At 72.3% G+C, this 26897-nt stretch carries 28 protein-coding genes and 1 pseudogene; 18 read left to right on the forward strand and 11 right to left on the reverse strand.

What is annotated here, in order from left to right:
- Positions 1–42: 42 nt before the first annotated feature.
- A complete protein-coding gene (locus tag L7N97_RS05150) occupies positions 43–672 on the forward strand; it encodes a TetR/AcrR family transcriptional regulator (protein WP_255721611.1) in 630 nt (209 codons plus the stop codon).
- Here the strand turns inward: L7N97_RS05150 and L7N97_RS05155 are convergent.
- Complete coding sequence (locus L7N97_RS05155; RefSeq protein ID WP_237477275.1) at positions 659–1099, reverse strand: ABA4-like family protein; 441 nt, start codon at positions 1097–1099, stop codon at positions 659–661. The two genes, L7N97_RS05150 and L7N97_RS05155, sit on opposite strands and share 14 nt — an antisense overlap.
- An 85-nt stretch (positions 1100–1184) precedes the next feature.
- Here L7N97_RS05155 and L7N97_RS05160 point away from each other — a divergent pair, with 85 nt between their 5' ends.
- From L7N97_RS05160 to L7N97_RS05170, 3 genes are all read left to right on the forward strand, one after another.
- Positions 1185–1718: a hypothetical protein gene (locus L7N97_RS05160; RefSeq protein ID WP_237477276.1), complete on the forward strand. Its 534-nt coding sequence runs from the start codon at positions 1185–1187 to the stop codon at positions 1716–1718.
- Between the two features lie 152 nt (positions 1719–1870).
- Positions 1871–3127, forward strand: coding sequence for a PQQ-dependent sugar dehydrogenase (locus L7N97_RS05165; RefSeq protein ID WP_428980960.1), 1257 nt, complete (start codon positions 1871–1873; stop codon positions 3125–3127).
- Positions 3128–3213: 86 nt separating this feature from the next.
- On the forward strand, positions 3214–3540 hold the full coding sequence (locus L7N97_RS05170) for a c-type cytochrome (RefSeq protein WP_237477277.1): 327 nt from the start codon (positions 3214–3216) through the stop codon (positions 3538–3540).
- Between the two features lie 7 nt (positions 3541–3547).
- Here L7N97_RS05170 and L7N97_RS05175 read toward each other — a convergent pair whose 3' ends face one another.
- On the reverse strand, positions 3548–4174 hold the full coding sequence (locus L7N97_RS05175; protein ID WP_237477278.1) for a class I SAM-dependent methyltransferase: 627 nt from the start codon (positions 4172–4174) through the stop codon (positions 3548–3550).
- 145 nt (positions 4175–4319) lie between these two features.
- Here L7N97_RS05175 and pqqA point away from each other — a divergent pair, with 145 nt between their 5' ends.
- The 5 genes and pseudogenes from pqqA (at position 4320) to L7N97_RS05205 (ending at position 7976) form a co-directional block, all read left to right on the forward strand.
- Positions 4320–4415, forward strand: coding sequence for a pyrroloquinoline quinone precursor peptide PqqA (pqqA, locus tag L7N97_RS05180; protein WP_237477279.1), 96 nt, complete (start codon positions 4320–4322; stop codon positions 4413–4415).
- A 21-nt stretch (positions 4416–4436) separates the two neighbouring features.
- Positions 4437–5333: a pyrroloquinoline quinone biosynthesis protein PqqB gene (pqqB, locus tag L7N97_RS05185; RefSeq protein WP_237477280.1), complete on the forward strand. Its 897-nt coding sequence runs from the start codon at positions 4437–4439 to the stop codon at positions 5331–5333.
- A 14-nt stretch (positions 5334–5347) separates the two neighbouring features.
- Positions 5348–6369, forward strand: a pseudogene (gene pqqC / locus L7N97_RS05190) (pyrroloquinoline-quinone synthase PqqC).
- The gene (pqqE, locus tag L7N97_RS05200) at positions 6366–7472 is read left to right on the forward strand and encodes a pyrroloquinoline quinone biosynthesis protein PqqE (protein WP_237477283.1); all 1107 of its coding nucleotides are present in this window, start codon (positions 6366–6368) and stop codon (positions 7470–7472) included. The pseudogene pqqC and the gene pqqE overlap by 4 nt, the downstream one beginning before the upstream one ends.
- 96 nt (positions 7473–7568) lie before the next feature.
- Positions 7569–7976 (forward strand): c-type cytochrome, encoded by a 408-nt coding sequence (locus L7N97_RS05205; RefSeq protein ID WP_237477284.1) that lies wholly within the window; start codon positions 7569–7571, stop codon positions 7974–7976.
- Positions 7977–8103: 127 nt separating this feature from the next.
- On the opposite strand, the gene L7N97_RS05210 is transcribed toward L7N97_RS05205, so the two are convergent.
- The 7 genes from L7N97_RS05210 to L7N97_RS05240 all read right to left on the reverse strand — a co-directional run bounded on the left by L7N97_RS05210 (position 8104) and on the right by L7N97_RS05240 (position 17023).
- Positions 8104–8826, reverse strand: a complete 723-nt coding sequence (locus L7N97_RS05210) for a response regulator (RefSeq protein WP_237477285.1) — start codon at positions 8824–8826, stop codon at positions 8104–8106.
- A gap of 90 nt (positions 8827–8916) precedes the next feature.
- Complete coding sequence (locus L7N97_RS05215) at positions 8917–10860, reverse strand: PAS domain S-box protein (protein WP_237477286.1); 1944 nt, start codon at positions 10858–10860, stop codon at positions 8917–8919.
- A gap of 285 nt (positions 10861–11145) precedes the next feature.
- A complete protein-coding gene (locus L7N97_RS05220) occupies positions 11146–12741 on the reverse strand; it encodes a peptide chain release factor 3 (protein WP_237477287.1) in 1596 nt (531 codons plus the stop codon).
- A gap of 79 nt (positions 12742–12820) precedes the next feature.
- Positions 12821–13852 carry an ABC transporter ATP-binding protein gene (locus L7N97_RS05225; RefSeq protein WP_237477288.1) on the reverse strand — a complete coding sequence of 344 codons (1032 nt, stop codon included), beginning with the start codon at positions 13850–13852 and terminating at the stop codon, positions 12821–12823.
- Positions 13853–13876: 24 nt separating this feature from the next.
- Positions 13877–15370, reverse strand: coding sequence for an ABC transporter permease (locus tag L7N97_RS05230; protein ID WP_237482050.1), 1494 nt, complete (start codon positions 15368–15370; stop codon positions 13877–13879).
- An 85-nt stretch (positions 15371–15455) separates the two neighbouring features.
- Positions 15456–16484 (reverse strand): iron ABC transporter substrate-binding protein, encoded by a 1029-nt coding sequence (locus tag L7N97_RS05235; RefSeq protein WP_237477289.1) that lies wholly within the window; start codon positions 16482–16484, stop codon positions 15456–15458.
- Positions 16485–16609: 125 nt separating this feature from the next.
- Entirely contained in the window at positions 16610–17023 is a 414-nt protein-coding gene (locus tag L7N97_RS05240; protein WP_237477290.1) for a winged helix-turn-helix transcriptional regulator, read from the reverse strand.
- A gap of 71 nt (positions 17024–17094) precedes the next feature.
- Between L7N97_RS05240 and L7N97_RS05245 the strand changes: the two genes are divergently transcribed.
- The 5 genes from L7N97_RS05245 (at position 17095) to L7N97_RS05265 (ending at position 21544) form a co-directional block, all read left to right on the forward strand.
- The gene (locus tag L7N97_RS05245) at positions 17095–17703 is read left to right on the forward strand and encodes an FMN-dependent NADH-azoreductase (RefSeq protein ID WP_237477291.1); all 609 of its coding nucleotides are present in this window, start codon (positions 17095–17097) and stop codon (positions 17701–17703) included.
- A 100-nt stretch (positions 17704–17803) separates the two neighbouring features.
- Entirely contained in the window at positions 17804–18745 is a 942-nt protein-coding gene (locus tag L7N97_RS05250; protein ID WP_237477292.1) for a Gfo/Idh/MocA family protein, read from the forward strand.
- A gap of 8 nt (positions 18746–18753) precedes the next feature.
- Positions 18754–19455 carry a YoaK family protein gene (locus tag L7N97_RS05255; protein WP_237477293.1) on the forward strand — a complete coding sequence of 234 codons (702 nt, stop codon included), beginning with the start codon at positions 18754–18756 and terminating at the stop codon, positions 19453–19455.
- Between the two features lie 291 nt (positions 19456–19746).
- Entirely contained in the window at positions 19747–21021 is a 1275-nt protein-coding gene (locus tag L7N97_RS05260; RefSeq protein WP_237477294.1) for a DUF2382 domain-containing protein, read from the forward strand.
- Between the two features lie 31 nt (positions 21022–21052).
- Positions 21053–21544: a YsnF/AvaK domain-containing protein gene (locus L7N97_RS05265; RefSeq protein ID WP_237477295.1), complete on the forward strand. Its 492-nt coding sequence runs from the start codon at positions 21053–21055 to the stop codon at positions 21542–21544.
- On the opposite strand, the gene cysQ is transcribed toward L7N97_RS05265, so the two are convergent.
- Entirely contained in the window at positions 21481–22338 is an 858-nt protein-coding gene (cysQ, locus tag L7N97_RS05270; RefSeq protein WP_237477296.1) for a 3'(2'),5'-bisphosphate nucleotidase CysQ, read from the reverse strand. The genes L7N97_RS05265 and cysQ overlap by 64 nt on opposite strands.
- A 264-nt stretch (positions 22339–22602) precedes the next feature.
- On the opposite strand from cysQ, the gene chpT reads away from it, so the two are divergent.
- The gene (gene chpT, locus L7N97_RS05275; RefSeq protein ID WP_237477297.1) at positions 22603–23391 is read left to right on the forward strand and encodes a histidine phosphotransferase ChpT; all 789 of its coding nucleotides are present in this window, start codon (positions 22603–22605) and stop codon (positions 23389–23391) included.
- A 19-nt stretch (positions 23392–23410) separates the two neighbouring features.
- A complete protein-coding gene (locus L7N97_RS05280; RefSeq protein ID WP_237477298.1) occupies positions 23411–23776 on the forward strand; it encodes a response regulator in 366 nt (121 codons plus the stop codon).
- Positions 23777–24066: 290 nt separating this feature from the next.
- Here L7N97_RS05280 and ctrA read toward each other — a convergent pair whose 3' ends face one another.
- Positions 24067–24768, reverse strand: coding sequence for a response regulator transcription factor CtrA (ctrA, locus tag L7N97_RS05285; RefSeq protein WP_237477299.1), 702 nt, complete (start codon positions 24766–24768; stop codon positions 24067–24069).
- Positions 24769–25275: 507 nt separating this feature from the next.
- Here ctrA and L7N97_RS05290 point away from each other — a divergent pair.
- Complete coding sequence (locus L7N97_RS05290; RefSeq protein WP_237482051.1) at positions 25276–25665, forward strand: flagellar export protein FliJ; 390 nt, start codon at positions 25276–25278, stop codon at positions 25663–25665.
- Between the two features lie 96 nt (positions 25666–25761).
- Positions 25762–26847 (forward strand): calcium/proton exchanger, encoded by a 1086-nt coding sequence (gene cax / locus L7N97_RS05295; RefSeq protein ID WP_237477300.1) that lies wholly within the window; start codon positions 25762–25764, stop codon positions 26845–26847.
- Positions 26848–26897 lie beyond the last annotated feature (50 nt).

Below are 26897 nucleotides of genomic sequence, written 5' to 3' on the forward strand. Positions count from 1 at the left end.
CAGGCCGGACGTTACCGGTCGGTAACATCAGCGTCAAGGGCCATGGTCGAAGTTTCTGCGGCGGTTCTGGACGACGCCGGCGCGAGGGTAGACCCCTGCGCCGCGGTTGCAAAGCGCAGGCCACGCGACCGCATCGTCGCGACGGCGCGCGAGATGTTCCACGCGCAGGGGTTCCGGGGCGTCGGCGTCGAGGCCATCGCCGAGGCGGCCGGCACCAACAAGATGACGCTGTACCGGCACTTCGGCTCGAAGGACGAGCTGATCATCGAATGCCTGCGCTCGGTCTTCGCCGAGGGCGAGGCGCTGTGGCAGGCCATGGAGGAGCGGCACCGGGGCGAGCCGCGCGCGCAGCTGCTCGCCTGGGTGCGCGAGAAGGCCGACTACGTGCTGAACGACTGCCGCGGCTGCACCATGGCCAACGCCGCCGTGGAGATCACCGAGCCGGGCCACCCGGCGCGCCGCTACATCGAGGAGCGCAAGGCCGCCTACCGGGTGCGCCTCACCGACCTCTGCGCCGCGGCCGGCGCGAGCCAGGCGGAGCTGCTCGCCGACGCGCTGAGCCTCCTGCTGGAGGGCGCGCGCGTGGCGCGCCAGAGCGGCGGCATCGCCGACCCGCACGCCAAGTTCATGCGCATCGCGGAGGCGATGATCGCGGCCTTCACGGCGCGCTGAGGCCCGGCGCGCGGCGCCACCCCGCCCGCAGCGCGAGGAACAGCAGGAGCCCGACCGGCCCGGCCAGGAAGGTGAAGGCCAGGCACGGCAGCAGGGCCCCGTGCGGCATCCCGCGCCGCCCGGCCTCCTCGGCCTCCCAGGCGCCGGTCCACAGGTCGAAGGCGAGGTAGTGCGCCCAGCCAACCAGCATGACGTGCGGGTCCGAGAAGGCGCGCGCCAGCCCCGGCAGGGTCGACAGGTCGGGCAGGCTCCCGCCACCCTTCAGCAGCGCGGCGGCCACCATCGCGGCGTAGCCGACCGCCAGCACCACGGCCACCACGCGCGCCAGGGCGACGAGCCGCGCCCGCGCCAGGGGCGCGAAGGCCAGCGCCAGCCAGCCCACGAGCGGCACCGCGTTGGCGAGGTTGAAGAGCGCCTCGTCCGTCATCCCGCATCTCCCCTCGCGTCGCGACCGCACCCCGGATAGCATCGCCGCGACCGCGGGCACATGCGGGCCGGAGGACGGGACGGACATGCGATCGATGTTGAGATGCGGCGCCCGCGCGGTCGCGGCGGCTGTTCTGCTCGCCCCCGGGGCGGCGCGCGCCGCCGTCGAGCCCTTGCCCGTCGACGCCGCGGTGCTGTCCGAGGCCCGGGCCGTGGGGAGCCTGCCCTGCGCCGGGGGAACCAAGGCCGGCGGCTTCGCGCCCGACGAGGACGCGCCCGCGGCTTGGCGCATCGGGGACGCCCTGGTGTCGGTCCGGCGCAAGCAGGGCGACCGCCTCGCCTTCGTGCTCGCGCGCCCCGCCGCGGGCTCGGCCGACTGCGCCGTGCGCGACGTGGTGGTGCTGCCGCGGGGCGGGTCGCTCCTCGCCTGCGCGCTCCAGGACGACAGCGTGCGAGGGCTCGGCGTGCACGCGCTGCTGCCGAGCGGGCGGCGGGACCTGCTGTTCTGGCGCGTCGACGGGACGGGTCTGCTGCGGCGCCAGGGGACCGCCCCGGACGACGACGACTTCGAGTCGGACACTGGCGAGCTCATCTGCTCGCTCCCCGACCCCATACAGTGATGTTTCGTCCGACGAAGCAAAATGCGATGCGGCCGAAACGCTCGCCGCTGCTTGTGGACCCGATGAGGTGTGAGTAAGTTCCCGGCCAACAAGAGGGGCGTGTCGAGCCCTCGCGACGCCAAAGTGCATCCATCTCCGGGAGGAACACGACGATGCGTACCAGGACCGCGGTCTTCGCCGCAGCCCTTCTGTCGACGACCTGCATGGCGTCGGCCGACAACCTCGACCAGCTCGAGGCGATGAAGTCGACCGGCACGCCGATGTCGGCGCTGAAGCCGGTGCAGCAGGGTGGCCCCAAGGCCGACGCGATCAACAAGACGCTCGCCAAGATCAAGCTGCCGCCGGGCTTCAAGATCTCGCTCTACGCGCTGGTGCCGGACGCCCGCATGATCGCGGTCGGCCCGCAGGGCGTCGTCACCTTCGTGTCGACCCGCAAGGACAAGATCTATTCCGTCAAGGACAGCACGAACTCCGGCGTCGCCGACGAGGTGAAGGAATTCGCCCCGGTCGTCGCCAAGAAGAACCCCAACGGCATCTGCTTCTCCAGGGACGGCATCCTCTACAGCGCCGAGCAGAACAGGGTGATGGCCTATCCGGGCGCCGAGTTCTTCTACGAGACGCCGGACGTCGCCGCCGCCGAGGTGGTGAAGCAGGGCGACCTCATCCCGACCGCGGAGGAGAGTTTCAACCATTCGGCGCGCGTGTGCCGCATCGGGCCGGACAACAAGATCTACATCGCGCTCGGCCAGCCCTTCAACGTCCCGCCGGTCGCCAAGCAGGACCTCTACTACAAGACCGGCATCGGCGGCATCATCCGCATGGACCGCGACGGCGCGAACCGCGAGGTCTTCGCGCACGGCATCCGCAACTCGGTCGGCATGGACTTCGACCCGAAGGACAAGACCCTGTGGTTCACCGACAACCAGGTGGACGGCATGGGCGACGACACGCCCCCCGGCGAAATCAACCACGCCCCCAAGGCCGGCATGAACTTCGGCTTCCCGTGGTACGGCGGCGGCCACGTCCGCACCGTCGAGTACAAGGACCAGACGCCGGCCGCCGACATCACCTTCCCGGTGGTGGAGGAGGCCCCGCACGCCGCCGACCTCGGCATGAATTTCTACCGCGGCGACATGTTCCCGGCGCAGTACAAGGGCGCGATCTTCTCGGCCCAGCACGGCTCCTGGAACCGCACGGTGCCGGTGGGCGCCCGCGTGATGGTCACCACCATGAAGCCGGACGGCACCGCCACCTCGACGCCCTTCGCGGAAGGCTGGCTCGACGAGGACGGCTCCTACCTCGGCCGCCCGGTCGACGTGGCGCCCCTGCGCGACGGCTCGCTCCTGGTGTCGGACGACTTCGCGGGCGCGGTCTACCGCATCACCTACGACCCCTCCGCCGCCAAGTGACGAGCGGCGCCCCGAGAGCGGGGCGCCGAAAGGACGCGGGCGGGGCGTTCCGACGCCCCGCCTCCACCCCGGAACGGATCGAGTCTATGCGGTCGACCCTCATCGTGGCAGGGCTGCTAGCCCTCACTCCAGCGCTGGCCTACGCCGACGGCGACGTGGCCGCCGGCCGCAAGCTGGCACTGCAGTGCCAGGCGTGCCACGGCATGGACGGCATCGCCAAGATCCCGGAGGCGGCCAACCTCGCCGGCCAGTCCGAGGTCTACCTGACCTCGGCGCTGAACGCCTACAAATCGGGCGAGCGCAAGAACGACATGATGTCGACGATCGCGCCGACCCTGTCGGACGCCGACATCGCCAACGCGGCGGCCTATTACTCGGCCATCGAGATCACCGCCAAGGTCCCGCCCAAGTAAGGCGGGGTCAGCCCGGACGGCGGCCCACGACGGCCCAGAGCGGGTCGCCGAAGCGGTCGCGGGCGAGGATCTGCCGCGCCTCGACCCGGTCGAAGCCGGCGCGGGACAGGTACACGGTGACGAGGTCCGCGTTGTCCACCGCGTCGGCCTGCCAGATCGCCACGGCCTTGGTGGGGAAGCAGCGGTCCGAGAAGGTGATGGCGGCGGGCGCGCCGGGCTTCAGGCAGCGGAGCACCTCGCGCAGCACGGTGACGGGCTGCTGGAGGTACTGGATCGAGACGCAGCAGGCCGCGCCGTCGAAGCTCGCGGGCTCGTAGGGCAGCGCGGGTTCGCGGTTGAGGTCCTGCACGGTGCGGCCGCCGAGGCGCGGGTTGGCGGCGAGTTCGGCGGCGTTCATGCCGAGGCCGACCACCTCGGCATAGGCGATCTCCCGCGGCAGGTGGCTGACCCAGCTCGACATCAGGTCGAGCAGGCGGTCGCCCGGCCGGAAGGTCGTGCGGTACAGCTCCGTGACGGCCGCCACGGCGCGGTCGTCGATGTGGGTGACGAAGCGGGGCTCCGCGTAGAACAGGCCGTCCGGCGAGGGGTCCCGCTTGGCGAAGGCCTGGGCTGGCAGCTCTGGGAAGTCGCTCATATGTCCCCAACACCCGAGGGCGCGGCAGCGTTCGCGGGACAATTCGTCGTAGCCGGGCGACGACGCGACCCGCTCCGCAGTCCGCGGCGGCGTGGCGCGACATCACGGCGAGCACCGCCGGCCTTTCCGGGCCGGCCCACAACCCTTGGAGAAGGTCATGGCCTGGAACACCCCCGTCGTCGAAGAGATCTGCCTCGGCATGGAGATCACCTCCTACGAGTCCGCCGAGATCGAGTTCTGATCCACGGCTGAAGGCCGAGCCATGCACGTCATCGTCATAGGCTCGGCCGCGGGCGGCGGCTTTCCGCAGTGGAACTGCCGCTGCCCCACCTGCGCCCTCGCCTGGGCGGGCGACCCCCGCGTCACCCCGCGCACGCAATCCTCGCTCGCCGTGAGCGCCGACGGGCTCCACTGGACGCTGGTCAACGCGTCCCCCGACCTGCGCCAGCAGATCCTGGCGACGCCCGCCCTCCACCCGCGCGGGGGCTCGCGCCATTCGCCGATCTCCGCGGTGGTGCTGACCAACGGCGACGTCGACCACATGGCGGGCCTCATCACCCTGCGCGAGCGCCAAGCCTTCGCGCTCCACGCTTCGCCCTCGCTGCACGCCATGATCGACGTCGATCCCGTCTTCGCCGTGCTCGACCGCGCCTTCGTGTCCCGCCACGCCCTGCTGATGGGCGAGGCGAACGTTGTGAACGGCCTCGCGGTCACGCCCTTCGCGGTGCCCGGCAAGGTGCCGCTGTTCCTGGAATCCGGCGAGGTCGCGGTCGGCGCCGAGACCGACATGACGGTGGGGCTCGACATCCGGGCGAACGGGCGCCGCCTCGTCCACGTGCCGGGCTGCGCTTCCGTGACGCCGTCGCTGCTGGAGCGGGTGCGCGGCGCCGACCTCCTGCTGTTCGACGGCACGACCTACACGGACGACGAGATGCCCCGCCTCGGCCTGTCGCCCAAGACGGCGGCCCGCATGGGCCACGTGGCGATGGACGGGCCGGGCGGCTCGCTCGAAGCCCTGGCGGGCGCGGAGGTCGGCGCCAAGGTCTACGTCCACGTCAACAACACCAACCCGGCGCTGGTCGAGGGCTCGGCGGAGCGCCGGACGGTCGAGGCCGCGGGCTGGCGCGTCGCCCACGACGGCATGGAGTTCAGGCTGTGACCGCTTCCGATCCCATGTCCCCCGACGAGCTCGAGGCCGGCCTGCGCCGCATCGGCGCCGAGCGCTACCACAACCTCCATCCGTTCCACCGCCGCCTGCACGACGGGCTCTGCGGCATCGACGAGGTGCGGGCCTGGGCGCTGAACCGCTACTATTACCAGTCCATGATCCCCATCAAGGACGCGACCGTGCTGAGCCGCATGGAGGACCCCGCGATGCGGCGCGAGTGGCGCGAGCGCATCCTCGACCACGACGGCCGCGAGGCCGGCGACGGCGGCATCGCGCGCTGGCTGAAGCTCACGGGGAGCCTCGGCTTTCCGGACGACTACGTCACCTCGACGCGCGGCATCCTCCCGGCCACGCGCTTCGCGGTCGGCGCCTACGTCGATTTCTGCGCCAAGCGGCCGCTGCTGGAGGCCATCGCCTCCTCGCTGACCGAGCTGTTCTCGCCGCAGATCATCGGCGAGCGGGTGTCGGGCATGCTGGCCCACTATCCCTTCGTCAGCCGCGACACGCTGAGCTACTTCACGGCGCGCCCTACCCAGGCCAAGCGCGACAGCGACTTCGCGCTGGATCACGTCCGCCGCCACGCCGTCACCCGCGCCGAGCAGGAGGCCGTGCTGGCCGCGCTGCGCTTCAAATGCGACGTGCTGTGGGTGCAACTCGACGCGCTGTGGGGCGCCTACGTGGCGGGCGCGGTGCCGCCGGGCGCGTGGCGGCCGGGCGAAGCCGTGGACCGGGAGATCGCCGCGTGACCGGGACGCTCGATCCTTCGGGCAAGCCCACCCTGCCCCGCGGCGTGCGCCTGAAGCACGACGAGCTGCGCGGCGGCTGGGTGCTGCTCGCGCCCGAACGCATGCTCAAGCTCGATGCCGTGTCGGTCGAGGTGCTCAAGCGCTGCACCGGCGAGGCCTCGCTCGACGCTATCGTGGACGACCTGGCCAGCGCCTTCGCGGCGCCGCGCGAGCGCATCGCCGCCGACGTCGACGCCATGCTGGCCGGCCTCGTGGCGAAGCGGCTGGTGGACATGCGATGAGCGCGCCGCCCCTGCCAGCGCCCGTCGGCCTGCTGGCCGAGCTGACGCACCGCTGCCCGCTCGGCTGCCCCTATTGCTCGAACCCGCTGGAGCTCGACGCGGTCCGCGACGAGCTGTCCACCGACGACTGGCGGCGCGTGTTCACGCAGGCCGCCGCGCTCGGCGTGATGCAGGTGCACCTGTCGGGCGGCGAGCCGGCGTCGCGGCGCGACCTCGTCGAGATGGTGGCGCATTGCGCGACGGTCGGGCTCTACACCAACCTCATCACGTCGGGGATCGGGCTGAACCCCGCGCGGATCGCGGCGCTGTCCGAGGCCGGGCTCGACCACGTCCAGCTCTCCATCCAGGACTCCGACGAGGACAGCGCCGACCGCATCGCCGGCTACCGCGGCGCCTCCGCGAAGAAGCGAGAGGTGGCCGACGAGGTCGTGCGCGCCGGCCTGCCGCTGACCGTCAACGCCGTGATCCATCGCGCCAACGTCCACCGCGCCGGCGCCGTGCTGGAGCGCGCGGTCGAATGGGGCGCGCGGCGCGTCGAGATCGCCCACGCGCAATATTACGGCTGGGCGCGCCGCAACCGCGCCGCCCTGATGCCGAGCCGGGCCGAGGCGGTGACGGCCATCGCCGAGATCGAGCGGCTGAAGGCCGCCCACGCCGGCACCATCGTGGTCGACCACGTCATCCCGGACTACCACGCCAAATATCCCAAGGCCTGCATGGGCGGCTGGGGGCGGCGGCTCATCAACGTGACGCCGACGGGGCGCGTTCTGCCCTGCCACGCGGCGGAATCCATCCCCGGCCTGGAGTTCTGGTCGGTGCGGGACCATGCGCTCGGCGAGATCTGGGCCGATTCGCCGGCCTTCCGGGCCTACCGCGGCACGGACTGGATGGTCGAGCCCTGCCGCTCCTGCCCGCGCAAGGCGACCGACTTCGGCGGCTGCCGCTGCCAGGCGCTGGCGTTGACGGGCGACGCCCGCGAGGCCGACCCCGTGTGCCATCTGTCGCCGTTCCACGACCGGATCGACGCCGTGGTGCTGGCCGAGACGGAGGGGCCGGTGGACGACTATGCCTATCGCGGCCGCGAGCGCGCGACGATCGGCTGAGGCACGGCGGAGCGCGAAAGCCGCGGGACAGCGCCGCGCGCCAACCTGTAATGCTTCCAATCCGCCCGACGACGGGCGGCTCACGTGGGGATGGATATGCTGACAAGATGTGCCGTCGCGACGCTGGCGCTGCTCGCGAGCCTCGCCGGTGCCGCGGCCGACGACGCGCCCGCCGCCGGCGACGCCGCGCTGGGCGAGAAGGTCTTCACCAAGTGCAAGGCCTGCCACCAGATCGGCGAGGGCGCCCACAACGCGGTCGGCCCGGAGCTCAACGGCCTCATCGGCCGCAAGGCGGCCTCGGTCGACGGCTACAGCTATTCCGAAGCCATGAAGAACTCCGGCCTCACCTGGGACGAGGCGACGTTCAAGGAGTACATCCGCGACCCCAAGGCCAAGGTGCCGGGCACCAAGATGTCCTTCGCGGGCCTGCAGAAGCAGAGCGACATCGACAACGTCACGGCCTACCTGAAGAGCTTCGCGCCGGACGGCAAGAAGGTGCCCTGAGGGCTCTCGGTCCGGTCTCGGCCGCCGCTCCGGGACGAGCGGCGGTCCGTCTGGTCCGCTCGGCGTACACCCGCGACGAACCGGCCGGATCGGTCCCGCTCCGACCCGGACAGCATCTGACGCCGGGCTATGAAGTCCCGGACAGCAGCTTCGCCGCCGCGCCGACGATCTCGCGAGGGAGCACCGGCTTCTCCAGTCTCGTGACGCCTTCGAACTCCGCCGGGATGACGACCTGATCGTAGCCGGTGACGAACACGAAGGGGATGCCCTGGTCCTTCAGGATCTCGGCGATCTTGAACGTCGCGCCGTTTCCGAGGTTGATGTCGAGCAGGACGGCGTCGGGACGCTGCTCGGCCAGCTCCTCTCGCGTGGCAGCCTCGTTTCCGCAGGGGCCCAGAACCTCCGCCCCGGCACTCCGGAGCGCACGCGCCGCGTCGGTGGCTTGATAGTAGTCGTCCTCGACCACGAGGATGCGGCCACCCCTGAGATCAGGTTCGCCCGTCATGTCCAGCACTCCCCCGAACACGGTGGCGCGTTGCGGCGCCCCGGTTTCCAGCACGCTCGCGCCGCCCTTCAGCGGGAACTCGAAGTGACATCGGGCCCCCTCGGGCGTGATGACCAACCTTCCGCGCCCTTGGAGTTCGTAGGGGATGCGGCCTTCGATCAACTCGCTGCCGAACCCTTCGCGACGGGGCTCGTCCGATCGCGGGACCGGCCGCTCGGGCGCGCCATGCTCGGCCCAGTCGAGCGACAGCCAGCGTGTTCCGCGCTTCTCCACGATCTCCCAACGGACGTCGACCTTGCCGTCGGGGACGGACAGCGCCCCGTATTTCAAGGCGTTGGTCGACAACTCATGGAACGCCAGCGTCAGGACCTCGGCGGCCTTCGGCGAGATCTCGATGTCGGGACCTCCGACATCGTACTGGCCCTCATGCTGCGCCTAGACGCTGATCTCGTCCATGACGATGGTCCGCAGGCCGACGCTCACGTTGGCGGCCCGCGTGAGCAGGGCCTGGACGCGCGAGAACGCCAGCAACCGGCCGGCGAGGATCTCGGCATATTCGGGCACGCTGCCCGCCCGTTCCGCGCTGCGCGATGCGATCGCGCGGACGATGGCCATGATGTTGCGGACGCGGTGCTGGAGCTCCGCGAGGAGCACGCCCTGGTGCTCGGCGGCGAGCTTCTCGTCCGTCGCGTCATGGGCGATGCCGCCGATGCGGGGCACGTGGCCGTCGGCCCGGAGCGGGAAGTCCGTGTTCCGGATCCAGCGGAAGACGCCGTCCGACGGCCGCTGGATGCGGAACTCGTGGACCACCGCCTCGCCGCGCCGGGCCTGCTCCAGGTGCTCCAGTGCGGCGTCGCGGTCCTCGGGAACGATGAGCGAGGCCCATCGCTTCGGATCGCCGAGCAGCGCATCCGGCGGGACGCCGTAGATCGCCGCGATGGCGGGGCTCGCGTATTCCATCGCGAGCGTGGCCGCGTCCCTGATCCACAGAGCGTCCGAGGACGATGCGGCGAACTGCGCGAAGCGCGCCTCGCTCTCCTGCAGCGCGGCTTCGGTGCGCGCCCGCTCGACCGCCGCCCAGGTGCGCTCGGTCACGTCCTCGAGGAGGGCGAGGTCGGCCGCCGTCCATCGCCGCGGCGCCGACGAGATGGCGCCGGCGGCCCATATCATCCGCTCGCCGCCCCGTCGCACCGCCACGGCGGCGAGGCTGCCCGCGCCGAGCCCGGCCAGCGACCGCCGGTCCAGGTCGGTCAGGCCCGGATCCGTCGCGACGTCGTCGTAGGCGATGGTCCGCCCGAAGATCTCCTCGAACGCGGCCGGGAAGTCGGAGCCGCGATACGAGCCGAGGATCGGCGCCATGTGCTCGCGCCGGGTCTCGTGCGTCACCACGACGTGGTCGCCGTCGATGGACACGAGGTAGAACCGGTCCAGCGCCAGCCTGTCGGCCACCATCCGCACCGCGCGCTCGGCGACCGCGTCCACGCCCTGCTCGCCGCGCAGCGTGTCGCTGAGCTTGAGCAGGAACGCCTGCCGCTCCTCGCCCTCGCGCAGCGCGATCTCGGCGCGCTTGCGTTCGGTGATGTTGTTGTAGACGACGACGATGCGGCAGCTTCCCGGTCCGCCGGATCGTGAGGCGTAAACCTCGTACCACTGGTCGAGGGACACGGCGGCCTGCTCGAAGCGGATGGGTTCGCCGGTTTCGAGCACGCGCGTGTAGGTCTCCCGCCACTCCGGTTCCAGCTCGGGCACGATCTCGCTGATCAGGCGTCCAGTGACGTCCTCCATCCCGGTCAGCCGCGTGAACGCCGCATTCAGAGTCACATAGCGCCAGTCGACGACGAGGCCGTCCTCGCCGAAGATCACGTCGAACTCCGCATAACCTTCATCGATGGAATCGAAGAGCGTCCGCAGCCGGCCTTCGCTCTGGGACAGGGTCTCCTCGGCGCGCTTACGGTCGTCGATGTCGACGCTCATCCCGACCCACTCTTCGATGTCGCCGCTCGCATCGAGCACCGGGGCGGCGCGCACGTTGGTCCAGCGCCACCCGCCGCCGGGGGACCGGAGGCGGAATTCAGCGTCGACGCACCGGCGGGCCGCCGTGGCCTCGCGCCATCGCCGCTCGGCGTAGGGGCGGTCGTCCGAGTGAATCGCGTCCAACCAGCCGCGGCCGAGCCACTCTTCCAGGGTCTGCCCCGTGTAGGCCCGCCAGTTCGGGCTGTCCGCCACGACGACGCCGGCCGGATCGGTCTCCCAGACCGCCTGCGCCCAGCTTCCGACGAGGAGGCGATGGCGCGCACCGCTTTCCCGCAGGGCGGCCGCGGCCTCTTCGGCAACCGCGAGCCTGCGGTTCAGTTCGGCGATGTCGTGTGTCGAAGTCATGTGGGGAGCGATGCGGAGATCGTCGACATGGTCACGCGGTCATCCGGGCGCCGCGCGTCCCGATCCGATCCCCATTCTGAACGGCCTTCGAGCCGATTCGGTTCACCATGCGTCAACCGAGCCGCTCCGCCGGTCCGATCTAGACCTCGGCGCCCGCTATCCGGGATGACCGTCCGGGACCAGGCCACTCGGATCGCACCGACCGGGCCCGGCCGCGGCGTCGGTGCGGAGACGTCCCGCGGGCCTCAGGCGCGTCGAGGGGGCTGGCCCACCCGCCCCCGTCGCTCAAACCGCCGCGCGCTGGTAGTCCTTGATGTCCGAGAAGGTCACCTGCGGCCAGCGCTCCTGCTCGTAGCGCAGCGTGAAGGCCGAGGAGGCCAGGAACACCGGCGCGCCGTCGAGGTCCTCGGCGGTCGAGGACGGGTAGGCGTCGAGGAAGCGGCGCAGCTCCAGCGGCTCGGCCGTGACCCAGCGGGCGATCTCGAAGCGGCTCGACTCGAAGGTGACGGGCAGGCCGTATTCCACCTGAAGCCGCTCCACCAGCACGTCGAGCTGCAGCGCGCCCACCACGCCGACGATCGCGCCGGCGCCGTCGTAGGGCACAAAGGTCTGCACCACGCCCTCCTCGGCCATCTGCTGGAGCGCCTCCTTCAGCTTCTTGGCCTTCATGGCGTCGTTGAGCTTCACGCGGCGCAGGATCTCGGGCGCGAAGGAGGGCACGCCGCGGAACACGAGGTCCTCGCCCTCGGTCAGCGTGTCGCCGATGCGCAAGGTTCCGTGGTTGGGGATGCCCACCACGTCGCCCGCAAAGGCCTGCTCGGCGAGCGCCCGCTCCTGCGCGAAGAAGAACTGAGGGGCGTTCAGCGCCATGGGCTTGCCGGTGCGGACGAGCTTGGCCTTCATGCCGCGCGTGAGCTTGCCGGAGGACACGCGCATGAAGGCGATGCGGTCCCGGTGGTTCGGGTCCATGTTCGCCTGGATCTTGAACACGAAGCCCGTCATCTTGGGCTCGCGCGCTTCCACGTAGCGGGACTCGGCCTGCAGCCCGCGCGGCGGGGGCGCGAACGCCGCCAGGGCGTTGATGAGGTCGGCGACCCCGAAGGTGCGCAGCGCCGAGCCGAAGAACACCGGCGTGAGGTGCCCCTCCAGGAAGGCGTCCCGGTCGAAGGGGCGGCAGGCCTCGCGCGCGAGCTCCAGCTCGTCGATGGCGGCGTCGGCCTCGTGGGACGGCAGCAGCGCCCGGATGGCGGGGTCGCGCGGGCCGTCGACCGGCACCATCGGCGCTTCCACGTCGCTGTCGAGCTTGCGGATCATCGAATGCGCGAGGTCGAACGTGCCCGCGAAGGCGCGGCCGCGGCCGATCGGCCAGGTGACGGGCGCCGTGTCGAGCGCCAGCACCTTCTCGATCTCGTCGAGCAGGTCGAAGGGGTCGCGCGTTTCGCGGTCCATCTTGTTGACGAAGGTCACGATCGGGATGTCGCGCAGGCGGCACACCTCGAACAGCTTGCGGGTGCGGCTCTCGATGCCGCGCGCGGCGTCGATCACCATCACGGCCGAGTCGACGGCCGACAGCGTCCGGTAGGTGTCCTCCGAGAAGTCCTCGTGGCCCGGCGTGTCGAGCAGGTTGAACACGCAGCCGGCGTGCTCGAAGGTCATCACGGAGGTGACCACCGAGATGCCGCGCTCGCGCTCGATGCCCATCCAGTCCGAGCGCGTCTGGCGCCGGTTGGCCTTGGCGCGCACCTCGCCGGCGAGCTGGATCGCGCCGCCGAACAGCAGCAGCTTCTCGGTCAGCGTGGTCTTGCCCGCGTCCGGGTGCGAGATGATGGCGAAGGTGCGCCGGCGCGTGACCGGGTCGGCGGGGCTGGTGTGGGTCGACATGGCCCGGAGATAAGCGAAGCCGGGGCGCGACGCAAAGCGGAGGGCGCCCCCGGATCGGGGATCGGCGGCCCGCGGACGCTCAGCCGTCCAGCACGTGGGCCGGCCCGTCGACCCGGATGTGCACCTCGTCGCCGGCCGCGGGCGCCCGGTAGCCGGGGAGGCCCAGCGTCACCGTCTCGCCGGCGACGCTCACCCGCGCCGTCGCGGTGGACCCGGCGAAGGACACGGCGAGCACGCGGCTCGCGACGGCGCCCTCCGTCCCGACCGCGGCGAGCTGGAGCTGTTCCGGCCGGAGCATCACCCGCACGGCGCCGCGCCGCGCGGGATCGTCAACCGCGAGCGCGCCGAGGCGGCAGAGGGCCCGCCCGCCCGCCATCCCGGCGTCGAGGATCACGGCGTCGCCGAGGAAGGCCGCCACGGCGGCGTCGCCGGGCCGGAGATAGACGTCGCGCGCGGGGCCGACGCGGCGGATGCGGCCCTCGCGCATCACCGCCACCTGGTCGGCGAAGCTCATCGCCTCGGCCTGGTCGTGCGTCACCAGCACGGCCGTGACGCCGCGCGCGGCCAGCAGCGACGCCACGGCCTCGCGGGTCGCGGCGCGCAGGCCGGCATCCAGCGCCGAGAAGGGCTCGTCGAGCAGCATCAGCCGCGGCTCGCGCGCCAGCGCCCGGGCCAGCGCCACGCGCTGCTGCTGGCCGCCGGAGAGCTGGTCCGGCCGGCGGGCCGCCAGGGCGGCGGGCAGGCCGACGAGCTCCATCAGCTCGGCCACGCGGGCGCGGCGCACCGGCGCGGCGGTGGCCAGGCCGAAGCCGACGTTGTCGCCGACGCTGAGGTGGGGGAAGAGCGCGCCGTCCTGCATGACGATGCCCACGCGGCGGCGGTGCGCCGGCAGGCTGCCCCGCCCGTCCGCCAGGACCTCGCCGTCGATCGTCACGGTGCCTTCGTCCGGCGCCTCGAAGCCGGCGACGAGGCGCAGCAGCGTGGTCTTGCCGCAGCCGGAGGGGCCGAGGATGGCGGTGCGCGACCCCGCCGGCACGGCGAGGTCGAGGCTGTCCACCGCCGGCTGTGCCCCGTATCGCTTGGTGACGCCGGCGAGCTCCAGGCGGCTCACGGTTCCGCGCTCAAGGCCCGACCCTCACGGTTCCGCGGCCGTGCGGGCGTGGAGCATGACGACGAGGGGGAGCGAGGACAGGATCATCAGCAGCGCATAGGGCGCCGCGCCCGCATAGTCGAGTTCGCCGCTCAGCGCCCAGAAGCCCGTGGCGAGCGTCCGCACGCCGGTGGGGGCCAGCATCTGCGTCGCGGCGAGCTCGTTGCTGATCCCGAGCCCGACGAGCACCAGCCCCGCCCCGGCGCCCGGCAGCGCCAGGCGCAGCGTGGTGGCGGCGAGCGCCCGCAGCGGCGAGCGGCCGAGCCCGGCCGCCGCCTCCTCCAGCCGCACGGGCGCCTGGGCGACGCTGCCGCGCAGGGCCACCAGGGCGCGGGGCAGGAACATGATCGCGTAGGCGGCGAGCAGCGTCGCCTCGGTCTGGTACAGGACCGGCACGGCACGAATCGCCAGGGTGACGAGGCCGAGCGCCACGACGACGCCGGGCAGCGAGCCGACGAGATAGTTGCCGCTTTCCAGCAGGCGCGTGAGCCGCCCCGGCCGCCGCACCGACAGCCAGGCCATGGGCAGCGCGGCCAGGACCGTCAGCAGGCCGCCGCCGAGCGCCAGGACCGCGGTCTCGCCGAGCGCGGGCAGGAGGCCGTCCGCGCGCCACACGGCCGCGCCGCCCGCGGCGAGCCAGCGGGCGAGGGTCGCGAGCGGCACGCCGAGCGCGCCCAGCGCCACGGCGGCGAAGCCGATCAGGGCCGGCGCGGCCGCGCGGCCGAGGCGGGCGCGGCGCAGGGGCCGCGCCGCGCCGGAGCCGAGCCGCGCGTAGCGCGAGGCCCCGCGCAGCCGGCCCTCGACCGCGAGCAGGAGGACGCAGCAGAGCGCCAGGACGCCGGCCAGCATGTTGGCGGCCGGCCCCTCGAAGGTCGAGGCGAACTGGTCCACGATGGCGGTCGTGAACGTGTCGAAGCGGATCATGACGAAGAGGCCGTATTCGCCGAGCAGGTGCAGCCCGACCAGCAGGCCGCCGCCGAGCAGCGCGAGGCGGAGCTGCGGCAGCACCACGCGGCGGAACACGCGGGCCGGCGGGTCGCCGAGCGCCGCGGCGCTCTCCTCCAGCGCGGGGTCGAGCCGCCGCAGCGTGGCGGCCACGGGCAGGAACACGAAGGGGAAGTAGCTCAGCACCGACACCAGCACGGCCGCGGGCAGCCCGTCGAGGCCGGGCGCGACGCTGGCCCAGGCGTAACCCTGCACGAAGGCGGGAATCGCGAGCGGGGCCGCGGCGGCCCAGGACCACAGGCGCGCGCCCGGCAGGTCGCTGCGCTCGACGAGCCACGCCAGCAGCAGCGCCAGCGCGGCCGACAGCGGCACGACGAGGCCGACCAGCAGGACCGTGTCGACGAGCAGCTCGCCGACGCGCGGGCGCACCACCAGGGCGAGGACGCGCCGCCAGCCGGTCTCGACCGCGACGGCGGCGACGAAGCCGAGCGGCACCAGCGCGGCCGCGGTGACGAGCGCCGCCGCGACCGCCATGCCGCTCCCCGGGCGCGGCCGTCTGCCCGTCGCGAGGACGCGGCTGCGCCCGGCCGGGCCGAGCCCGATGACCGTCACGCGGACGTCACATCAGGCCGGCGTTCGTCATCAGGTCGGTCACGGCGCGGCTGTTGAGCTGCGACGGGTCCACCTTCGGCGCGTCGAGGGTGGAGAGCGGCGGCAGCTTGGGGTTCGAGGCCGCGCCGTTGCCCACCGCATATTCGTAGGATGTCCCGTCGCGCAGCACAGCCTGGCCGGCGGGGCCGGCGATCCATTTGACGAAGGCCTGAGCCTCGGCCGGGTGCTTGCTCGACGCGAGCACGCCCGCCCCCGACACGCTGACGAAGGAGCCGGGGCCGCCGTTGCGGAAGAAGTGCAGCGCCACGTTGCCGCTGTTCTCGCCGGTCTTCCCCTGATCGCCGAACCAGTAATAGTGGTAGATCACCGCGGATTCGACCTGGCCCGCGTTGACGGCCTTCATGGCGACCGTGTTGCCCTTGTAGGGCACGGCGTTGGTTTTCATGGCCTTGAGCCAGTCCGCCGTGGCGGCCTCGCCCTTGAGCTGCAGCATGGCCGACACGATGGCCTGGAAGTCGGCGCCCGAGGGCGACGCGGCCCAGCGCCCCTTCCACGCGGGATCGGCGAGGTCCATCAGCGACTTCGGCAGCTGCGCCTCGGTCAGCTTGCGCTTGTCGTAGGCGAAGACGGTGCTGCGCGCCGCGACGCCGATCCAGTGGCCGTCCGCGGGGCGGAAGGCCTCGGGCACCTCGGCGAGGGTCGCGGGCTCGAGCGGGGCGAACAGGCCGGCGCGGTCGACCAGCACCATGGCGGGCGAGTTCTCGGTGACGAAGACGTCGGCCGGCGAGGCCGCGCCCTCCTGCACGATCTGGTTGCCGAGCTCGGTGTCGTTGGCGTTGCGCATCACGACGTCGATGCCGGTGTCGCGCTTGAAGCCCTCGGCCCAGGCCTTGGTGAGGCTCTCGTGCTGGGCGTTGTAGACCGTCAGCTCGACGGCACCGGCCAGCGCCGTGGAGCCGAGCAGCGCGACCAACGCCAGCGAGGCGGCGATCGAGGCGCGCAGGGCGGCGGGGCGGCGGTGACCAGACGGCTTCATCGGACGGACTTGCTCCAGCGTGTTTCCCGGCCGTGTCTTGGTTGCCGGAGACGCGGTCCGTCAACGCCGCTCTTCTGGAGTTCTTCCAAGTCGAAGCTCCGACGCGGCCCGGAGGCCGGCGCCCGTCACACCTGAGCGTCGTAGCGCCGCTGCGCCGCCGCGATCTCGGGATGGTGGCGCTGCGCCCAGGCCCCCAGCGCCTCGACGGGCTCCCACAGCGAGCGGCCGAGCCCCGTCAGCGCGTAGTCGACGCGCGGCGGCACCGTGGGGAACACCGTGCGGGTCACGAGGCCGTCGCGCTCCAGCCCGCGCAGGGTCAGGCTCAGCATGCGCTGCGAGATGCCGCCGATGTCGCGCTTGAGGTCGTTGAAGCGCCGCGGACCGGAGCCGAGCGCGCGGACGATCAGCACGCTCCACTTGTCGCCGACGCGGGCCAGCACCGGCGCCACCGCCTGGCAGGCGCTGGCCCGATCGGCCGCCGGCAGGTCGGCGCGGTCGAGGCTCGGGGCGGTATCACCGGTGTGATCAGGTCCCAACATTGTGCCTCCTTGCGGGGTCCCGGAAGCTTGAGCATAAAACGGCGGTTACGGATTGTAACCGCGAGGCTCCCATGAAGCTCCTGCACGTCGATTCATCCATCCTGGGCGACAATTCCGTCAGCCGGAAGATCAGCGCCGGCATCGTCGAGGCCCTGAGGGCCGAGAACCCCGGCGTCGAAGTGACCTATCGCGACCTCGGCTCGGCGCCCATCGGCCACCTGTCCGGCGCCTACCTGGCCGGCCAGAGCGCCGACGTGAAGCACGACCAGGCCCTGCAGGAGGACCTCGACCTCGGCGGCCGCACGCTGGCCGAGTTCCAGGCCGCCGACGTCGTGGTGATCGGCGTGCCCATGTACAATTTCGCCGTGCCGAGCCAGCTCAAGGCCTGGGTCGACCGCGTGCTCGTGGCCGGCAAGACCTTCCGCTACACCGAGTCCGGGCCCGAGGGCCTGGCCGGGGGCAAGCGGGTGGTCCTCGCCGTGTCGCGCGGCGGCCACTACCTCGACGGGCAGGCCGCGGCGATGGAGCACCAGGAGTCCTGGCTCAAGACCGTTTTCGGCTTCATGGGCATCGCGGACGTCGAGGTGATCCGCGCCGAGGGCGTGGCCCGCGGCCCCGAGGTGCGCGAAGCCTCGCTGAAGGCCGCGCTCGATCAGGCCAAGGCGCTGCACGCCGCCTGAGCGCCCGGCCGCGGGGCTCTCGCCGAAGCGCCCCGCGTTCTTTAAGGGTCATGTCCGACGAATCGCGGGGCAGCTCCTGCCCCACCGCCCGAGGACTCCCATGGCCCCCATCCGCATCGCCGTGATCGGCGTCGGCAAGATCGCCCGCGACGAGCACCTGCCCTCCATCGCGCGCGATGATCGTTTCGCGCTCGCCGCCGTGGTCAGCGGCAGCGGCGCGGAGGTGCCGGGCGTGCCCACCTTCCGCGACGCGGCCGAACTCTACGCCGCGGGCCCGGCGATCGACGCGGTGGCGATCTGCACGCCGCCCTCCGCCCGCACCGGGCTCGTGCGGCAGGCGATCGACGCCGGCGTCGACGTTCTGATGGAGAAGCCTCCGACCCCGACCGTGGGCGAATTGCGCGACCTCGCCGACCACGCGCGGGCGAAGGGCCGCGTGCTCTTCACCACCTGGCATTCCCAGTACAACGCCGCCGTGGACGCCCTGAAGGCCCGGCTGGCGGGGCAGACGCTGAGCCGCCTCGCCATCACCTGGAAGGAGGACGTGCGCCGCTGGCACCCGGGGCAGGCCTGGATCTGGGAGGCGGCGGGCTTCGGCGTCTTCGACCCCGGCATCAACGCCCTGTCGATCCTGACCCGCGTGCTGCCGGAGCCGGCCTTCGTGCACTCGGCGCGGCTGCTCACGCCCGCGAACCGCGCCATGCCGATCGCGGCCGAGATCGCCTTCGCGAGCCGGGCGCTCGCCGAGGGGGGCGAGATGACGGCCGCCTTCGACTGGCGCCAGACCGGCGAACAGACCTGGGAGATCGCCGCCGACCTCGCGGACGGCACGGCGCTGCGCCTGACCGGCGGCGGCACCACGCTCACCGTCGACGGCTCGGTCGTCGAGGACGCGCCGCGGCACGAATACGACCGCATCTACGCGCGCTTCGCGGAGCTCGTGGCGTCGCGCGCGAGCCACGTCGACCCGGCCCCGTTCGAGCTCGTCGCCGACGCCTTCCTGGTGGGCCGGCGCGAGGACGTCGAGCCCTTCGAGGACTGACCGGTCCCGTGGACCACCTCGGCCCGCGCCCGTCCCCCGAGACCGAGGGCGACGACCTCGCCTTCGAGCGCGCCACCCTGGTGCTCGGCTTCGGGCTGCTGGCGCTGGCCGGATGGATCGACGGCGCCGGCTTCGTGCGCTGGAGCGGCCTCTACGTGTCGTTCATGAGCGGCAACACCGCCCAGCTCGGCGCCACCCTGGCCGTCGCCGACTGGCACGGCATGGGCGAGGCGGGGCGGACGCTGCTGATGTTCGTGGTGGGGGTGATCTGCGGCGAGCTCGTCGCGCACCGCGCCGGGCGCTGGCGCAGCCCCGCCGTCGTGGCGGTCGAGACGGCGCTGCTGTGGCTCGCCGCGGCGTCGACGATCGAGGGCTGGGGCGACGGCGTCACGGCCTCGGTGGCCGGCCTCGCCATGGGGGTGCAGACCGCCGCCGTGCACAAGGCGGACGGCGTCAGCGTCGCGCTCACCTACGTCACCGGCACGCTGGTCAACGCCGGCCGCGCCATCGCGGCGGCCCTGCGCGGCGCGGAGCCCTGGCGGAAGACCCTGCCCTTCGCGGGGTTCTGGGTCAGCCTGTGCGGCGGCGCGCTGGCGGGCGCCGCCGCGACCCTGGCCGGGCTCGACGTCGCCATGGTGTCGGCCGCCGGCATCGGCAGCCTGCTGGCGGTCTACGCCGGCGTGCTCGCCGGGCGTCGGACGACGCACTGAATTGTCGATCGGTCCATAACATTTGTTGCCGGCGCGCGAAAAGTATCGCCACGGCGATTTGAATTAAAAAATCCCTTTCACAGGAACACGTAGGCCAGTCCGCACCTTTTAAGGTCGACATCCGACGAGGACATCGTCGATCTGATCTTGCCTCGCTCGGCGAGCGACGGCCCTGCCGCGCATCGATGCGGCTGGTCGCGCTCGCGGATGTTTCCGGTGCCGGGGATGCCGCTGCGGCCTGACCCGATCGGACCCTCGCGTCTCATCGACCATCCTTGTTCGGGGCAGTCCATGGCCAAGCACAGCATCACCGCCGTCTTCGACACGCGCAGCCACGCCGAGCAGGCCGAGGCGGAGCTGAGGTCGTCCGGCGTTTCCGCCGCCGACATCACGCTGCTGCCGGCCGACGGCGAGGCCCTGGCCTCGGCCGAGACCGGCACCGGCGGCAGGGGTTTCTGGGGCTCGCTGGAGCAGCTCTTCGGCGGCACGGACGACCACGCCACCTACGCGGAAAGCATCCGCCGCGGCGGCATCATGCTGACCGTGCGGGCCGACGACGACCGCCTCGACGCCATCGTCGACATCCTGGAGCGGCACGGCTCCGTCGACCTCGACGAGCGGGAGCAGAGCTGGCGCAGCGAAGGCTGGACGGGCGGCTCGCCCCTGTCCGGCACCGGCTCCACGACCTCGTCGAGCGCCGCCGCGGCCGGCAGCCGCGGCCTCGGCCCGGACGACCCCGGCATGACCGCCATGGGCGACGCGTCCCGCAGCGGCACCGCGACGCCGGGGGTCGGCGCGCTCGGCGCGGGAGCCGGCGCGCTCGGCACAGCCGCCGTCGGCGAGCGCCGGGCGAGCGCGACGCCGGCCCCCTCTGTCGCCGCGCCCGCGGCGGACCGCGCGGTCGCGCCGACGGCCGCGCGCGGGATCGGCGCGGCCGACGAGACCGTGAAGGTCTACGAGGAGCGGCTCGACGTCGGCAAGCGCTCGGTCAGCCGCGGCAAGGTTCGGGTCCGCACCAGCGTGGTGTCGCGCGAGGTGAGCGAGGACGTGACGCTGCACGGCGAGACCGTGACGGTCGACCGCCGGACGATCGATCGCCCCGTCGAGGCCGCGGCGCTCGACGCCGACCCGTTCCGGGAGCGCACGATCGAGCTCGAAGAGTTCGCCGAGGAGGCGGTCGTGGCCAAGTCGGCCCACCTGGTCGAGGAGATCGGCATCCGCAAGGAGGCGACCGATCGGGTCGAGACCGTCAGCGAGACGCTGCGCTCGACCAAGGTCGACGTCGACGACGACCGCGCCGGCCGGGCCGTGGCGGGCGCCGCGACGGGAACCGCGGGCCGCTTCGCGTCCGAGATCCGCGACGGCCTCGACGTGGTCGGCTCGGACGGGGCGCATGTCGGCACGGTCGACCATCTCGACGGCGAGCGCATCAAGCTCAGGAAGTCCGACCCCGCCTCGGGCGGCGCGCACCATTGGCTGACGCAGGACATCGTGGCGTCGGTCGCCGGCCGGGTGGTGCTGGCCGTCACGGCGGCCGAGGCCAGGGCGCGCTGGGCCACGGCCTGATCCGGGGGTGGGCGGCACGGGGAGGGGCGCGGTGACCACATCCATCCCCGACGGCGCCGGCCCGCCACACGATCCCGCCGCCGAGGCGGGCCGCGACGAGCTCACGCTGCGCCTCGTCGAGGAGCGCCTCGCCGTGGCGAAGCGGCGCGTCGCGGGCGAGACCGTCAGGATCTCCACCACGACCGAGACCGCAGAGGAGGTCGCCGAGGTCGCGCTCGACCGCTACCGCGTCGAGGTCACCCGCGTGCCGGTCGGCCGCGTCGTCGAGGCGGCCCCGCCCGCGCGGTCCGAGGGCGACACCACGATCGTGCCGGTGCTCGAGGAGCGCTATGTCGTGGTCAAGCAGCTCGTCCTCACGGAGGAAATCCACATCCGCCACGTCGTCGAGCGCGAGGTGAAGCGCGAGGCCGTGGCGCTGCGCCGCCAGCGCGCCGCGGTGGACCGGGTCGAGCGCGGCGCTCAGCCCTCCGACCGGCCCGACGCGGCGGGGTCCCCCCAGGCCACGAAGGCGCCGTTGCGGTAGCCGGCCTCCGCCTTGCCGTAGCGGAACGGCGCGCCGTCGGGCCGCAGCACGGTGCCGCCGGCCGCGCGCAGCACGGCCTCGCCGGCGGCCGTGTCCCATTCCATGGTGGGCCCGAAGCGCGGGTAGACGTCGGCCCCGCCTTCCGCGACGACGCAGAACTTCATGGACGAGCCCGCCGAACGGCGCTCGGCCACCGGCAGGCGCGCCAGGAGCGCCTCCGTCTCGGGGTCGCCGTGCGAGCGGCTGGCCAGCGCGGTCCAGCCCGCCTCGGGCGCCGGGCGGGTCCGGATCGCGCGATCCTCGGCGGCCTCGGCGAGGGACGCGCCGGGCGCGACGCGCCGCAGGCGGGCCGCGGCGCCGCCCGACCACAGCCGCTCCAGGACCGGCGCGTAGACCGCCCCCGCCACCGGCACCCCGTCCGCGACGAGGCCGATGTTGACCGTGAACTCGCCGTTGCGGTTCACGAACTCGCGCGTGCCGTCGAGCGGGTCGACCAGGATGAAGCGTTGGCAGGCGTCGAGGCCCTGCCCGGCCGAGGCGGCCTCCTCGGCCAGCACGGGCCAGCCCGGCAGCCGCTCGGCCAGGCGCGCGAGGATGAGGGCCTCGGCGCGCTCGTCCGCCTCCGTCACGGGGCTCCGGTCCGCCTTCAGGCGCGCTTCGCCGCCGGCGCGGTACACCTCCATCACGATCGCGCCGGCCTCGACGCAGATCGCGGCGAAGCACTCGGCGATGCGGTCGCGGGCCGCGTCGTCGAGCGGGGCGTCGGGGGCGGGCAGCGGCGGCAGGGTCGGCATGGCGGCTCGGGGGCGAGAGGGCGTGTCCCCTGCCCTACGCCATCGCGGGCTCCCGCGCACCGCGCGCAGGCCGGGAATCGCGCGCCGCCCGGTGGTCGCACCCGGCAAAGATTGGTTAACTTTTCCGGAAGAGTCTCTAGGCTATGGGGTGTCGGTTGAGCCGGAAACCCTGAGCCGCGTTCGGTCCGCCGATGGCTCCCCACCCCTGTCGGCGCAGGTCGGGCCCCTTCGCGGGCGCGCGCCGCCTCACACAACGGATGCCCCATGACCACCATCGCGCTCGAAGCCCTCGACCTCGCGGCCCTGCTGTGCTCGCGCGTCTGCCACGACGTGATCAGCCCGGTCGGCGCCATCGTGAACGGCCTCGAAGTGCTCGACGAGGAGAAGGACCCCGAGATGCGGACCTTCGCGCTCGACCTCGTCAAGAAGAGCGCCACCATGGCCTCGGCCAAGCTGCAGTTCTGCCGCCTCGCCTTCGGGGCCGCCGGCTCGGCCGGCGCCTCGATCGACACGGGCGACGCCGAGACGGTGACGCGCGGCCTGTTCGGCGACGACAAGATCAAGCTCGACTGGCGCGCGCCGCGCATCCTGATGCCGAAGAACAAGGTCAAGCTGATCCTCAACCTGTGCCTCATCGCCGCCGGGACCATCCCGCGCGGCGGCACCATGACCGTGGAGGTCGAGGGCCAGGGCGACGCGGCCGCGGTGCGGATCGTCGCCAAGGGCAGCTACGCGCGCGTGCCGGCCGGCGTCGCAGCCCTGCTGGCCGGCGCCCCCGAGCACGGCGCCGTCGACGCCCACGCGATCCAGCCCTTCTTCACCGGCCTCGTGGCCCGCGAGGTGGGCATGGTGGCCAGCGTGCGCGCCGAGCCCGAGGGCATCGTCGTGGAAGCGCATCCCGTGGTGGCCGAGGCCGCGATGCCGGAGGCCGGCGGGGCCCTGCCCGACGCGGCCCTGCCGGACGCGGCCAGCGTTGCGGCCGACCTCGCGGACCAGATGCGCGCCGCCGCCGCCGTGGATCTCGGGCCCGCGTCGCGCGTCGCCGCGGCCTGACCCTCGACGGAGCGCGGCCATGACCCGGGTGTTGGTGGTCGACGATTCCAGCGTCATCCGCAAGGTGGCGCGCCGGATCCTCGAAGGTCTGTCGATCGACGCGGACGAGGCCGAGAGCGGGCAGGCGGCGCTCGACGCCTGCGCGGCCTCCATGCCGGACGGCATCCTGCTCGACTGGAACATGCCGGAGATGGACGGCTACGCGGTGCTGAAGGCGCTCCGCAAGATGCCCGGCGGGGCGGCCCCCAAGGTGGTGTTCTGCACCACCGAGAACGACCCGGCCCACCTCGCCAAGGCGCGCCACGCCGGCGCCGACGACACGATGATGAAGCCCTTCGACAAGGACGTGCTTCGCCTCAAGATGGCGGCGGTGGGCCTGGCGTGACGACCGCACGAGGCGTGCGCCGCTCCGGATGACGGGGCGGACGCGCCCTTTTTTCTCGTGCAAACCGGGCCGAGAGATCCACGCGGGTCCTCGGCTGGCGGTCCTTCCCCTGTGCCGCAAGCTACCGTCTCCGCACATCGCGGCCGGAAGTGAGAGCGGAGCGGCCAGCGCCGAGCTTCGCTGGCGTTCGGCGGAACCCCGTCAACCCCACCGCCACCGCGAGCCTCCCCTGAAACGACAAGGGCCCCGATCCTCACGGATCGGGGCCCTTGTCGTCCGCGCCGTCCCGCTCAGGCGGTGATGCGGTTGTCGGCCTCGGTCGGCTCGCGCAGCACGTAGCCGCGGCCCCACACGGTCTCGATGAAGTTGCGGCCGTGGCTCGCGTTGGCGAGCTTCTTGCGCAGCTTGCAGATGAACACGTCGATGATCTTCAGCTCGGGCTCGTCCATGCCGCCGTAGAGGTGGTTGAGGAACATCTCCTTGGTCAGGGTCGTGCCCTTCCGGAGCGAGAGCAGCTCCAGCATCTGGTATTCCTTGCCGGTCAGGTGCACGCGGGCGCCGCCGACCTCGACGGTCTTCTGGTCGAGGTTGACGATGAGGTCGCCGGTCGCGATCACCGACTGGGCGTGGCCCTTCGAGCGGCGCACGATGGCGTGGATGCGGGCGACGAGCTCGTCCTTGTGGAACGGCTTGGTGAGGTAGTCGTCGGCGCCGAAGCCGAGGCCCTTCACCTTGTCCTCGATGCCGGCGAGGCCGGACAGGATCAGGATCGGCGTCTTCACCTTGGCGACCCGCAGCGTGCGCAGCACCTCGTAGCCCGACATGTCGGGCAGGTTCAGGTCGAGCAGGATGATGTCGTAGTCATACAGCTTGCCGAGGTCGATGCCTTCCTCGCCGAGGTCGGTCGTGTAGACGTTGAAGTTCTCGGACTTCAGCATCAGCTCGATGCTCTGCGCGGTAGCGCTGTCGTCTTCGATCAGGAGAACGCGCATGTGAGGTTCCCACCTTGTATCCCGTCAGCCCGGCCTGCGACGCGCGCCCCGCGCGGCTCGGCCTGGCGGTCGAAGGCCAGTGCCGGCCCCGTGCCATCATTCATCATTAGCGGCGAAAGGTTAACGGAACCGCTTTAGTTAAGCCGCGCCGCCGCCTCGAAATCGACCACCTCGGACGCGCCGCCGATCTGGCCGCGCCACCACGCCCGCGTCAACATCCAGCCCGGCCCCGCTCCGCCTTCTCGCCCGGCCCCGCCGAGGCGATCACCTGATGAACGGTGAACGCGGACGGGCGGGTGAGGCTCCAACCCGCAATCTGTCGCGAAAAGGTAAACGGAAGGTGAATGCGGCGCGCGGGCCACAGCCCGCGCATTACCCTTACTTCCAGCCGTTTTGGGTAAGAAAAGAGCAACTTCCATGGGTGAATGTGCACCGTCTCGCGGCGTCGGCACGGTCCTGAAGGGTCGAAAAAAAGATTTCCGCCCTCGCGTCTTGGAGTTTTGCATGGTGAAGTCGCGGGATCACCTCATCCGCCTCAAACGTTTTCAAGTTGATGAGCGGCGCCGTCGCGTGGCGCAGATCGAGTCCATGATCGCGGATTTCGCGCGCATGGTGGTCGATCTCGACCGCGAGATCGCGTCCGAGGAACAGCGTTCGGGTATCTCGGACCCGAACCACTACGCCTATCCCACCTTCGCCCGCGCCGCGGTGGCGCGACGCGACAACCTCAAGCGCTCCTCGGGCGAGCTGAAGGACCAGCTCGACGAGGCCAGGGGGCTGCTCGGCGAAGCCCAGGAGGAGCTGAAGAAGGTCGAGAGCCTCGACGGGCGGGAGAAGATGCCCGCCATCGAGGCCGCGACCCGCGACGTCGGGATGGCGCGCCTGGCGCGGGCCTGACGCTTCTCGGCGCCGGGGCGCCGGCGATTCTGAGCGGCGGCTCACGGCAACGCTCAAGCCGCTCGCGCATTGAGCATGGCATCCCCGGATCGTGCCATGCTCGCCCTGCTCCCCCTCGCCGCCGTGCCGCTGTCGGCCGCGCTCCGCTACGGCGTGGGCGCGTCGCCGCTCTGGGTCTTCGTCGTCGCCTCGGTCGGCGTCATGGCCTTGGCCTACCACATCAGCGAGGCGACCGAGACCGTCGCCGAGACGGCCGGCCCGGCGGTCGGCGGCCTGCTCAACGTCAGCTTCGGCTCGGTGGCCGAACTCGTGCTCGCGGTGTTCGTGCTGGCGGACGGCCAGGCCGCCGTGGTGCGGGCCCAGATCACGGGCTCGATCATCGGCACGGGCCTGCTCGGCCTCGGCCTCGCCATCCTGGTCGGGGGCCTGACGCGCGAGCGCCAGACCTTCAAGCGCGAGCGGGCCGGCCTCCTGTCGAGCCTGCTCATCGTGGTGCTGATCGCGCTGCTGCTGCCCGCGGTCTTCGACATGGTGGTGCGGGCGAACCCCAAGGGCGCCGACGTCGCCCTGTCGGACGAGCACCTCAGCCTCGGCGTGGCGGTCGTGCTGCTGACGCTCTACGCCGGCAACCTCGTCTACACGCTGATCACCCACCGCGACGTGTTCTCGCGGCAGGGGGGAGGAGCGGGCGGCGAGGCTGCCGAGGGCGGCGAGGGGGCCGGCGGCCTGTGGAAGCCGCTCGGCATCATGATCGGCGGCACCGCCGTTCTGGCCTTCGAGGCCGAACTCGTCTCGGGCGCGCTCGAGGCCACGGCGACGCAGCTCCACCTGTCGCCGCTGTTCCTCGGCGTGGTGGTGCTGGCGCTGGTCGGCACCTCGGCGGACCTGTTCGCCGCGGCGCTGTTCGCCCACCGCGACCGCATGGGCCTCGTGATGGACATCTGCATCGGCTCCGCCATCCAGGTCGCCCTGGTGGTGGCGCCGTTGCTCGTCGTGGCGTCCTTCCTGCTCGGGCGGCCGATGACGCTGGTCTTCGCGAACCCGCTCGACCTGTTCGCCATCGCGGCCACGGCCTTCGCGGTGAATGCCGTGGCGGCCGACGGGGAAACGACGTGGTTCGAGGGGCTGCTGCTCGTCGGCGTCTACGCGCTGCTGGCGCTGGCCTTCCTGTTCGCGGGCTGAGGGCGCCCGGGCATGGCGCGGCGCGCGGGCCCCGTCCCGCGATGGGGTGA

It is taken from the genome of Lichenibacterium dinghuense, assembly GCF_021730615.1.
GTDB classification, from domain to species: Bacteria; Pseudomonadota; Alphaproteobacteria; order Rhizobiales; family Beijerinckiaceae; genus Lichenihabitans; species Lichenihabitans dinghuensis.

Coding starts and splice junctions, on each gene's coding strand:
- L7N97_RS05150 (WP_255721611.1), top strand. CDS start 43: ATGGTCGAAGTTTCTGCGGCGGTTCTGGACGACGCCGGCGCGAGGGTA.
- L7N97_RS05155 (WP_237477275.1), bottom strand. CDS start 1,099: ATGACGGACGAGGCGCTCTTCAACCTCGCCAACGCGGTGCCGCTCGTG.
- L7N97_RS05160 (WP_237477276.1), top strand. CDS start 1,185: ATGCGATCGATGTTGAGATGCGGCGCCCGCGCGGTCGCGGCGGCTGTT.
- L7N97_RS05165 (WP_428980960.1), top strand. CDS start 1,871: ATGCGTACCAGGACCGCGGTCTTCGCCGCAGCCCTTCTGTCGACGACC.
- L7N97_RS05170 (WP_237477277.1), top strand. CDS start 3,214: ATGCGGTCGACCCTCATCGTGGCAGGGCTGCTAGCCCTCACTCCAGCG.
- L7N97_RS05175 (WP_237477278.1), bottom strand. CDS start 4,174: ATGAGCGACTTCCCAGAGCTGCCAGCCCAGGCCTTCGCCAAGCGGGAC.
- pqqB (WP_237477280.1), top strand. CDS start 4,437: ATGCACGTCATCGTCATAGGCTCGGCCGCGGGCGGCGGCTTTCCGCAG.
- pqqE (WP_237477283.1), top strand. CDS start 6,366: ATGAGCGCGCCGCCCCTGCCAGCGCCCGTCGGCCTGCTGGCCGAGCTG.
- L7N97_RS05205 (WP_237477284.1), top strand. CDS start 7,569: ATGCTGACAAGATGTGCCGTCGCGACGCTGGCGCTGCTCGCGAGCCTC.
- L7N97_RS05215 (WP_237477286.1), bottom strand. CDS start 10,860: ATGACTTCGACACACGACATCGCCGAACTGAACCGCAGGCTCGCGGTT.
- L7N97_RS05220 (WP_237477287.1), bottom strand. CDS start 12,741: ATGTCGACCCACACCAGCCCCGCCGACCCGGTCACGCGCCGGCGCACC.
- L7N97_RS05230 (WP_237482050.1), bottom strand. CDS start 15,370: ATGGCGGTCGCGGCGGCGCTCGTCACCGCGGCCGCGCTGGTGCCGCTC.
- L7N97_RS05235 (WP_237477289.1), bottom strand. CDS start 16,484: ATGAAGCCGTCTGGTCACCGCCGCCCCGCCGCCCTGCGCGCCTCGATC.
- L7N97_RS05240 (WP_237477290.1), bottom strand. CDS start 17,023: ATGTTGGGACCTGATCACACCGGTGATACCGCCCCGAGCCTCGACCGC.
- L7N97_RS05245 (WP_237477291.1), top strand. CDS start 17,095: ATGAAGCTCCTGCACGTCGATTCATCCATCCTGGGCGACAATTCCGTC.
- L7N97_RS05250 (WP_237477292.1), top strand. CDS start 17,804: ATGGCCCCCATCCGCATCGCCGTGATCGGCGTCGGCAAGATCGCCCGC.
- L7N97_RS05260 (WP_237477294.1), top strand. CDS start 19,747: ATGGCCAAGCACAGCATCACCGCCGTCTTCGACACGCGCAGCCACGCC.
- cysQ (WP_237477296.1), bottom strand. CDS start 22,338: ATGCCGACCCTGCCGCCGCTGCCCGCCCCCGACGCCCCGCTCGACGAC.
- chpT (WP_237477297.1), top strand. CDS start 22,603: ATGACCACCATCGCGCTCGAAGCCCTCGACCTCGCGGCCCTGCTGTGC.
- L7N97_RS05280 (WP_237477298.1), top strand. CDS start 23,411: ATGACCCGGGTGTTGGTGGTCGACGATTCCAGCGTCATCCGCAAGGTG.
- ctrA (WP_237477299.1), bottom strand. CDS start 24,768: ATGCGCGTTCTCCTGATCGAAGACGACAGCGCTACCGCGCAGAGCATC.
- cax (WP_237477300.1), top strand. CDS start 25,762: ATGCTCGCCCTGCTCCCCCTCGCCGCCGTGCCGCTGTCGGCCGCGCTC.